This is a genomic window from Sulfitobacter sp. (genome assembly GCF_041552635.1).
Lineage (GTDB): Bacteria > Pseudomonadota > Alphaproteobacteria > Rhodobacterales > Rhodobacteraceae > Sulfitobacter.
On record NZ_JBFEKM010000198.1, the window covers coordinates 1 to 6,321 of the forward strand.

Below are 6,321 nucleotides of genomic sequence, written 5' to 3' on the forward strand. Positions count from 1 at the left end.
GCCGCAAATCGTGACCTGTCTGGTCTGATTGCACAAGCTGGAATGCAGGGTTTTTTCGTCGGGTTAGACGTGGCACTGTTTTTGCCAGACACGGCATTGATCACCAAGGGGCCATTCGGCACGCAACTGATTACCTGCCACAAAATATCGTCAGACGTTCAACGGATTAATCACAAAATCGGCTGTCCGACAAAGCGTATTGTATAAAGCATGGCGGGAGTTGACGTTCAGTTCTCGGTTCTGCGACCGGTCAGGCCGTATTGCCCGGCACGACTGTTCCGGAGGAGAGAACATGCCACCGCCGTCGGTCACGAGGCAGCACATCAGCTTGCGGAACGGGTAGGCAACCATTCGGCTCGACAGAACCTCATCGACAGTAAGCGGGTCGCGAAAAGAGGCGCGGGGACAAGCAAGCTGGACATGTCACGGCTTCAATTTGGTCAAGAAAGGCGCAGGAAGGGGATATCACTCAAAGCGATGCGATACCGCTCTTGATTATCGACCGCCCAAAGGCGAGTGTCTTAGTGAAATACTGATGAAGCTCAATTGAGCCTCAAACCTCACAGCTAAGGAGAGGCTACTCCAAAATCCGGTTGTTCAATATGAAATCTTTTGCCCTATTTCGGGTTGTGAGAAAGGCCTGATGGGCAAAGATCTAATACCCCCACCAAAATACATCCCAAGCAATGCCGGCATAGACAGGTTGCTGCCTGCCCATTTACGTGACCCCAAGCTTATGTCCGCACTGCGTGTCTGGAGAGGGTTGCTGCCAGATGACCTTTTTCGGGCCGCCGTTCTTGGACCTAAGGAGGCCTTTGCCGCCTTTCAGAGGGCTCAGGGAAGTATAGATTTCTCGAGCGTCGCCCAAAACCAGGTGTTGCCGCATATTCATTATTCGCTCGGGCCCAAACTGATCGATGACCCCAGAGAACCGCAGTTAAAAATTATGCGGGTTCAAAATGCGTTCAACAATCAGCTACTTTTGAGGCAGCTTCAGATGATTGCCCGGCAGTTCGCGGAATTCGGTCTGGAGTTCTTGATCTTTAAAGGGGCCGCATTGGCACCGACCGTCTATCCGCATCTTAGTTGTCGTCGTGTCGGTGATATTGACATGCTGGTCCGCGAGGCGGATTTCGATCGTGCGGCAGCGCATCTTAAGGATCTTGGTTGGCATCCAAAATCCCTACATGCGGCGTCTGCAGATAGTCTTGCTCGATTGTTTCGTCATGGAATCTCATGGACGCATACTGATCATGAATTTGACTTGGACTTGCACATGCATATCAACCACCATGCAAGTTGGCCGGGAACCGACGAAATTTACTGGGAACGAACGGCCACCTACATTGTCAATGGCACAACTATTCGGACACTGTCTCTTGAGGATCACTTGTTGCAGGTCTGCGCGCATGGCCTCGCGCAGAATTTCCACCCACCCGTGCGTTGGGCGCTTGATGCGCATTGGATCTTGCAATCTGCCGACAAAACCTTTGATTGGGACCGCTTGATTGCGAACGCTGAACGAACGCGCTCCTCCATTATCATGACTGTGGCTTTGGGCTACCTTAGGGATGTGTTGGAAGCTGATATCCCACCCGAAGTCCTGACCCGTCTAAGTCGCACTCCTTTCGATAAGACTGAAATACGCGCATTGAAGAGCCGCCTTGCCTCAGAAAGGTTTAGTGGGCGGATTTCTGCAGAATGGAGCCGTTTCAGAGAGAGCCGCTCAGACGATAGCCTGTTACAAGCACTTCCTCATCTGCCAGACTATTTGCGTGAGACGGCCGGAGCCAAGAGTCTTCTTTCCGGATTTTGGAATATTGTGATGAAACTGATAGGAGAGTTAGAGTCTGATCGATCCAAGCGATCAGGATGGTAAGCATTGCGGAGTGAGGACGTTGCAGTCCACATTTCGGATCGTTGACTTTACGTGGGGGAAATGGTCTGGTTTTTTGAGTTGAAAGCGAGGCATGGCATTGGACAATCAAGGCAAAAATCTTACTGATGAGGATCCGGCGCAGAACAAAACATCTGACGATGGAATAGAGTGCCCGAGAAGACGGGCCTTCATCAAACGCCTCGCGAAAGCGGGTGCAATCGCTCCGGCAGTTATATTGCTTCATGACGCGTCATCCAGCGGAATGGCTTTTGCGAGCTGATTTCCTCAACGCAAGGTTTCATCGTTTCTTCAATTTCAGAAAGGTATGCTTCCATGGCTGATCGCAAGGACACTCAATCAGTTGATGGTCAAGTGCAGCAAACTGCCCCCGATAACAGAGCGGAGAACCCAAGGCGCCGCGCTTTCATCAAAAGGCTCGCAAAAGCTGGTGCAATAGCGCCGACGGCGGCTTTGCTCTATAACGCGTCATCCACGCCCGCCGCAGCCGGAGATTAATCCTGCTGGTGGCCGACGCGTCGGAGATTTAACAGGTTTTTCTGCTTGCTTTGGTTTCTTGGTGCATCTCTAGGCAACAAGTCATTTGTGGGTTTTTTCGAATGCGGCGCTGGCTCGTTTACTAGAGTTCACGTCGCACTTCATCGGTGTGGGACGTCAGGTTAGCTTGCAACTCAATTTAGCAATCACAAAGAAGGTTCACGATGCGCAAACGTGATGACAATCAAACGAATGATGAGGCACTCAAGAGTAGTGCGCCTGGACGCGAAATCGATAATATCCGGCGCCGTGCTTTCATCCAACGGCTTGCTAAGGCTGGTACGATCGCGCCGGCCGCAGTTTTGCTCTATAGCGCCTCTGCAAATGCATATGCCGTTGGAGACTAATCCCGCTGATCGGCCACTCCCGCAAGGTGATCCCGATATATGCCTGCTATCGCACGGTAATTGGGAAGAAACAGAGCGTGCAGTCCGATCGGCGCTTGGATTTGGATTGAAGGTCCACCTTGGGGTAACTGTCGATGATACACCGCCGTTTTCGGATCAGAACCTGACGGTATATACCGTCCCTTGGACCAACCATTTCGCCAATGCCAGAAATAACTTGCTGGGGCAAATAATCAGCAAGAACCGCTATGTTCTCTGGCTGGATAGCGATGAATTCCTTTTTTCTTTTCCAACGGGGCAGCACAAAAGCCTGAAGGATCCGATCTACGGAGTTCAAATCGTAGTACAAGATGGCCAGACTACTTCCGTGCGATCCTCCTGTCATCGCCGGTCGGACGAAGTGAGCTTTTCTGGGCGCATCCACGAAAGACTGCATCTTTCCTCTGCCCACGCCGAAGCGCGTGTATCAGTGCTGAGCGGGGTCGTCATATTTCATTCAGGTTACGAAGACGCTGATCATACACACGCCAAGGAATTGCGAAATCTAAAGATTGCCGAAACGGCAATAGGGGAAGATAGCGATGATTGGGGCGTGGTTGTTTCAAAAGCGCGCTATTATACGTCTATCGGTAAGGCGACCGCGCTAGACTGGATTAAGGTCTACAAAGCGGCAGAAAAGTCCGCGACCAAATTTCCAAATGCCGGTGACAGACGTTGGGAATCTGCAGCCGCGCTTGCCCATTGCGGATTTCTGAAACCGGCGGAAATCGTAGCCGCCTCCGAGCCGTTGAATATTCCACTGCACATGTCGCTGCTGGTTGGCTCCTTTGCACTTTCGGGTGCTTACTGTCTGGACCGCATAGCGTTCGTGGCTCGTTGCCTCGAAAATCGCATCTGGGACGATCGGTATGCTTTTCCTCTCGCTTGGTTGCAGTTCAGCGACGCAGAACTTGCGGACTATGTGATTGAGCAAGCGGAGGAGCTTCCGTGGGCGAAGGTGTCGGACCACAAGAAACAAAAGGACGAAATTATGGATCAGAACACGGTATTTTTTCGAGCAGGTGAAATATTGTCAGAAACTTTTGAGGATGATCTGGTCCTGTTGTCCCGGGACACCAATAGGGTACTGACACTGAATGAAACGGCACAAGTTTTCTGGGACGCGCTTGAGTTTGGCCTTTCCAAGGCGGAGGCTTGTGACTTGATGAAGGAGGCCTTCGAAAATCAACCTCCGAGCAAAATTGAGGCGGAAATCGAAGCTCTCTTTGCTGCATTTCTTGAGCATGGGTTCATTCGAAATACGTCAGATCGAGTGTAGTAAAATTCCCAGCTGCGCAGCTGGGAACCAAAGTTGATGACGCAGTTGCAAGCCAGCTATGCTGCATCCCTGATATAGGACAGGATCACAAAAATATCCGCTGAGGTCCGATCGACAGCCCAACCGTCGTGGATGCACGCGTGGGTGTCCATGATATAGGCTTCGCCCGGCAAGATCTTCAGGCGCATCACAGGATGATCACCTTTTGCTGACATAAATCTTTGCGCCCACTCTTGCGGATTGTCTTCCAGCAGTTTCGCGGCCTCCATGCTGGGATTCGCGTCCAAGATCATCTGTGAAATTTCATCCGGTGCCGCGTTGACAAAAGCCACATAGCGCGGCTCCCACCCTATGTTGACGATACAGCGAAAGGGCCGACCGCCCTGCATAAAATCGCGCTTATGCGCCCAAGTATCCAGATGCAGCCCAATTGCCTTGTCCGAATTCGGATAAAACGTGGTCGATCCATGGGGCACGGTGCCCGTGTCTTCTTCGACATCAGAGTGGGTGGCAGGCTCCACCTGTCGCAATAACGACGAAACCAGCTGCGCCTCGTGGATATTTTCACCCAACAGATGTTCGAGTACCCTTTGCCCTAAGGCATGAGGGATCACGCCTCGCCTCATTGTGCCATCGGGAGACTCCAATACACTCAATTCGATGGCACCAGAGGCCGTTCGAAGGGCCGCAAGCACGGCCGGTTCCAGGCGCACAAGCGAAATTTCCTGAAGCAGACCTTTGCGGCTCATCGAATCCGCTTCCACTGCGGAAAGGGTGCGCCATTCCGGGCGGGGAACGTACATTCCAAAAATGTATTGGTTTCCAAAAAGAACATGGGATGGGCGAACAGTGATTAGACCGGGTGATACGCTCAACCGATCCAATAGGCCCGCAATCTTGTCTGTTGTATTGATTTGGTCGGTGAACATGCGAAATCTCCGTGATGGTCAGCGAATACAAAAAGCAAAATTTGCGACCCTACATGCAATTTTTTACCACAACCATGGTGTCAGTGCCCCTTCAAAAGAACACCAACCATGAGATCGAAGGCCTCATCGTAAGCCTCGCTGCCGACGCTGAGCGTATAGATAGGTGTGCCTGCAGCTAACAAGGATTTCGCGAATGTGACAGCCTGCAAGGTCATTGTAGCTTCGTCGAGCAACGTTTGCGCCAAAAGAAGGGGAAGCGCATCCCTACCGCGTATCGCTTCGATATGGCTGGTTGCGCTTTCTGACTTCTCGAGAAAAACAAAATGGTCGACATGCACTGGTCGGTCCCAGTTGTTGTAAAAGCCCTCGGATCGCCCAACCATAAGCCGGTGCTCTCCCCGAAATGAACCATAGGTGTGCGGTCGGCTTGCACAAAGCGCAGACATGGCATGCAAATCAACGGGGCGTACTCTCGGCTTTAAGGGCTTGGGAAGTGGGGAGACCTCGGGGCTGTCGGTGGAATAGTAAAGCCAGTCATCGCCCAAAATCTGGTGGCCGCGCGACCAGGCTAGAAAGCTCAGGTTGGATTTCCCGTAATATGCGGGGCCAGAAAGCAGCGTAGCACCTTCGCCCAGCATAAAACCCGCTGCGTGTAAGCGATTAGGAAAGTTGACCTTCTCGACAAAGGCAGCGGCGACCAAAGTGGCAAGATGGATTAGCAGGTCTTGTTGATTGTTAAAACGGTCGCGAGATCGATTATACCGAACGTCTATGTCAGAACCTGAGTAAGATATGACTATATCGATAATATCCCCATCATGGGATTGGCAAAGCTCCAGCGCTAATGTCGCGGAAAGCTCCATCGACATTTCTTGGGAGCATCCGGACAACACCACACGATGACCGCGCCATTCAAAACAGCACATTTCATTCTCGTACATCGGGTCTGGCCTATGGAGATGGGTCACCTACAATATTACCTGACCGAAGCTATACCGAATGTCAAAGCGCGTCTCGCGTACCTATAGCGACAATTGCGTTAAGGAGTGGACGTGTCCCGATTTCGTGCCATCCCGCGTGCTCGTTTGAGCTACCCCACCATCTGCGCACGCAGGATGGCCAAGCCCTGATCCAGCAAGGCCTGTGCGGCTTCGGGGCTGTCAGCCTCTGCGTAGAACCTCAGTTCTGGCGCATTGCCAGAGGGGCGCAGATGCACGATGCGGTCGCCTGTGCAGATCATCCGCAAGCCGTCGGTGCGGTCGACCGCCGCCTCGGTTAGATCAAACTGCTTCA

At 52.2% G+C, this 6,321-nt stretch carries 5 protein-coding genes and 1 pseudogene; 3 read left to right on the plus strand and 3 right to left on the minus strand.

The window, feature by feature from the left end; all coding sequences use genetic code 11:
- The 3 genes from ABYT07_RS17985 to ABYT07_RS17995 form a co-directional block, all read left to right on the plus strand.
- On the plus strand, nucleotides 1-207 hold a 207-nt coding region (locus ABYT07_RS17985; RefSeq protein WP_372993401.1), incomplete at its 5' end, for a hypothetical protein.
- A 436-nt stretch (nucleotides 208-643) separates the two neighbouring features.
- A complete protein-coding gene (locus ABYT07_RS17990) occupies nucleotides 644-1,879 on the plus strand; it encodes a nucleotidyltransferase family protein (RefSeq protein ID WP_176250846.1) in 1,236 nt (411 codons plus the stop codon).
- 1,008 nt (nucleotides 1,880-2,887) lie between these two features.
- The gene (locus ABYT07_RS17995) at nucleotides 2,888-4,099 is read left to right on the plus strand and encodes a PqqD family protein (protein WP_372993402.1); all 1,212 of its coding nucleotides are present in this window, start codon (nucleotides 2,888-2,890) and stop codon (nucleotides 4,097-4,099) included.
- Between the two features lie 56 nt (nucleotides 4,100-4,155).
- On the opposite strand, the gene ABYT07_RS18000 is transcribed toward ABYT07_RS17995, so the two are convergent.
- The 3 genes and pseudogenes from ABYT07_RS18000 to ABYT07_RS18010 form a co-directional block, all read right to left on the minus strand.
- Nucleotides 4,156-5,028, minus strand: coding sequence for a hypothetical protein (locus ABYT07_RS18000; RefSeq protein WP_176250844.1), 873 nt, complete (start codon nucleotides 5,026-5,028; stop codon nucleotides 4,156-4,158).
- A gap of 80 nt (nucleotides 5,029-5,108) precedes the next feature.
- Nucleotides 5,109-5,969: a hypothetical protein gene (locus ABYT07_RS18005; RefSeq protein WP_176250843.1), complete on the minus strand. Its 861-nt coding sequence runs from the start codon at nucleotides 5,967-5,969 to the stop codon at nucleotides 5,109-5,111.
- 149 nt (nucleotides 5,970-6,118) lie between these two features.
- Nucleotides 6,119-6,321: pseudogene (locus ABYT07_RS18010) on the minus strand (phosphomannomutase); the annotation flags it as partial.